General features: G+C 69.1%; 1 protein-coding gene. It reads left to right on the top strand.

What is annotated here, in order from left to right; genetic code table 11:
- The coding region (locus ACVA6Q_RS24700; RefSeq protein ID WP_446649228.1) for a hypothetical protein at positions 1-269 on the top strand (269 nt) is incomplete at both ends.

Here is a 269-nt window from a genome sequence, read left to right as displayed (position 1 = left end):
AGTGCTGGCAGATCGGACCGCGACAGGTGCGCGCCCGCCTGTTTGCTGAAGGCGAAGCGCTGCTTGCACTGGTACGCGAGCAGCGGGCCGCGCGGGCGCTCTACGCACTGGCCGCGCTGGAAGGGAACATCGCCTGCCCCACCGAGGCGCTGGAACAGCTTGCCCGGCGAACCGGCCTGCGATCTGCCCGCACCTTGCAGGACACTTGCGCCAGCCTGTTCGGGGTTGCACTCAGCCAGCTGATGGCCGCCACCGCTGAAGACACGCAC

It is taken from the genome of Vibrio sp. DNB22_10_4 (assembly GCF_052879755.1).
This window is presented reverse-complemented; position numbering and strand designations above follow the sequence as displayed.